The organism is Cellulomonas sp., assembly GCF_036279715.1.
Lineage (GTDB): Bacteria > Actinomycetota > Actinomycetes > Actinomycetales > Cellulomonadaceae > Cellulomonas_A.
Map to the genome: position 1 here is coordinate 1 of NZ_DASUIR010000121.1, position 2,557 is coordinate 2,557.

The window sequence follows — 2,557 nt, forward strand, 5'->3', positions numbered from 1 at the left end:
GGCGTCGATCTTGGTCTGCATCACCCGGAAGTAGGGCACCATCCGGGTCACGATCAGCGCGACCGCGACACCGAGCACAGGCACGATGACGAGGAGAAGACGCGACAGCGCGACATCCTGGCGCAGGGCCATGATCACGCCGCCGACGAGCATGATCGGGGCGGTCACCATCATCGTGAACGTGAACAGGATGACCATCTGCACCTGCTGCACGTCGTTGGTCGTGCGCGTGATCAGCGAGGGCGCCCCGAACCTGCCGACCTCCTGCGCCGAGAACTCCTGCACGTGGGAGAACAGACCCTCGCGCAGGTCGCGCCCGAGGGCCATCGCGGTGCGCGCGCCGAAGTACACCGCGGTGACCGCGCAGGCGACCTGGACGAGGCTGACACCGAGCATGACCGCGCCGATCCGCACGATGTACCCCGTGTCACCGACCGCGACACCGTTGTCGATGATGTCGGCGTTCAGGCTCGGCAGGTAGAGCGTCGCGATCGTCTGCACGAGCTGGAGCAGGAGGACCGCGACGACGCCGGTCCGGTAGGGGGCCAGGTACTGGCGGAGCAGGCGGACGAGCATGGTCAGTTCTCCTCGGTGCGGGCGCGAAGGCCGTCGAGAAGCAGGTCGACGACCTCCTCGGGGGTCAGGGGCACGGCCGAGCTGGGGACGCCGGGGCGGATCGTCGCCATGACGATCGCCGTCAGGAACCGTGCGCAGTCCTGCGGCGAACGCCGGACCTCGGCGGCGTGGGGTGCGAAGACCGCCGCCATCGCGTCCGCGATCAGGTCCATGGGATGCGGGCGGTCATGACCGTGGCCGTGACCGTGGGGCGCGACTGCGGGTGCGCCGCCCGGGCGCCCGGGCTCCGAGGCGAGGACCTGGTGCGCGACGACGAAGATCGAGGTGATCCGCTGGCCGCGCACCTGCAGGACGGTGACGGCGCGTACCAGCACCGCGTGCAGGGTCGAGCTGCCGGCCGTCGCGGCCAGCTCCGCAAGCTCGGCGAGCAGCTCCGCGGGGTCGAGGACCTGGGCGACCGCGGCGCGGACGAGCTCCTGCTTGTCGGCGAACACGCGGAAGAGGGTGCCCTCGGCGACGCCGGCGGCCGCTGCCAGCTCGCGCGTCGTCACGTCCCGGCCACGCTCGAGAAGGAGGGGGACCGTGGCCGCGAGGATCGACGCACGTCGTTCGTCGGGACTCATCGGCGCGGCTCGGCCCGCTCGCGTCGGCGTGGGTGTGTTCACCCGGAGGAGCCTAACTGAGTGAGGACTCACTCACAAGCAGATTCCGGCGGTGCGCTCGACCGAGCGCACCGCCGGGATCTACTCAGGCAGGGTTCGGCGTCGGAGGCACGTCCTGCTCGCCCGGTCCCTGGGGCGCCGGGTTCGGGCTGTCGGCTGGACGGGTCGGGGGCTCCGACCGATGCGACGGTGCGCCGCCCGCGGCTCCGGGCCGCTGCCCGACCTCCGCGGACGGGTCGAACGGACGACCGCTCAGGGTCCCCGCGCTCGTTGCGTCGGCCGTTGCCAGGGCGGACTGCCGTCGCGCCTCGGCCAACGCCTCTGCCGGGTCGGTCAGGGCGACCGGCGGCAGGTCGATGCCGAGCGGAGAAGTCCCCACCGGACGCGCCGGCGCAGCCGTGCCGTCCGGTTGACCGGTGAACGACCCCGAGAAGCCCTGGGTGAGCTGGGACAGGGCACCGGTGAGCTCGGACGGGATGATCCAGACCTTGTTCGCCGGGCTCGCTGCGAGCTTCGGCAGGATCTGCAGGTACTGGTACGCGAGCAGCTTCGGGTCGGCGTCCCCGCGGTGGACCGCGTCGAAGACCTGCAGGATCGCGCGGGCCTCACCCTCGGCGGTGAGGATCGCCGCCTGGGCAGACCCCTCGGCCCGCAGGATCGCTCCCTGCTTGTCGCCTTCGGCCGTGAGGATCTGCGACTGCTTGACGCCCTCGGCCGTGAGGATCGCGGCGCGACGGTCGCGCTCGGCGCGCATCTGCTGCTCCATCGAGCCCTGGATGCTCGCCGGCGGGTCGATCGACTTGAGCTCGACCCGGTTGACCCGGATGCCCCACTTGCCGGTCGCCTCGTCGAGGACGCCGCGGAGCTGGCCGTTGATCTGGTCACGGCTCGTCAGTGTCTGCTCGAGGTCCATCGACCCGATGACGTTACGCAGCGTGGTGACCGTGAGCTGCTCGATGCCGATGATGTAGTTGAAGATCTCGTAGACAGCCGACTTGGGCTCGGTCACCTGGAAGTAGATGACCGTGTCGATGCTCACGACGAGGTTGTCGGACGTGATCACGGGCTGCGGCGGGAACGACACGACCTGCTCGCGCAGGTCGACGCCCGCACGAACCCGGTCGACGAACGGGATGAGCAGGTGCAGACCGGCGTCGAGCGTGCGCGAGTAGCGGCCCAGCCGCTCGATGATGAGCGCGGTGGCCTGCGGGACGATCCGAACCGCCCGCACGAGCACGATGACGACGAAGAGGATGACGAGCGCCAGGATGATGTACCCGGGTTGATCCATGTGTTCTCCTCGGTGTGACCGTCCGAGG

At 70.2% G+C, this 2,557-nt stretch carries 3 protein-coding genes; all 3 read right to left on the bottom strand.

The window, feature by feature from the left end; genetic code table 11:
* A partial coding sequence (locus VFW79_RS12080; RefSeq protein ID WP_329677537.1) for an ABC transporter permease occupies positions 1-576 on the bottom strand: 576 nt, incomplete at its 3' end.
* 2 nt (positions 577-578) lie between these two features.
* The gene (locus tag VFW79_RS12085; protein ID WP_329677538.1) at positions 579-1,241 is read right to left on the bottom strand and encodes a TetR/AcrR family transcriptional regulator; all 663 of its coding nucleotides are present in this window, start codon (positions 1,239-1,241) and stop codon (positions 579-581) included.
* A gap of 82 nt (positions 1,242-1,323) precedes the next feature.
* Positions 1,324-2,529, bottom strand: a complete 1,206-nt coding sequence (locus tag VFW79_RS12090) for an SPFH domain-containing protein (protein ID WP_329677539.1) — start codon at positions 2,527-2,529, stop codon at positions 1,324-1,326.
* Positions 2,530-2,557 lie beyond the last annotated feature (28 nt).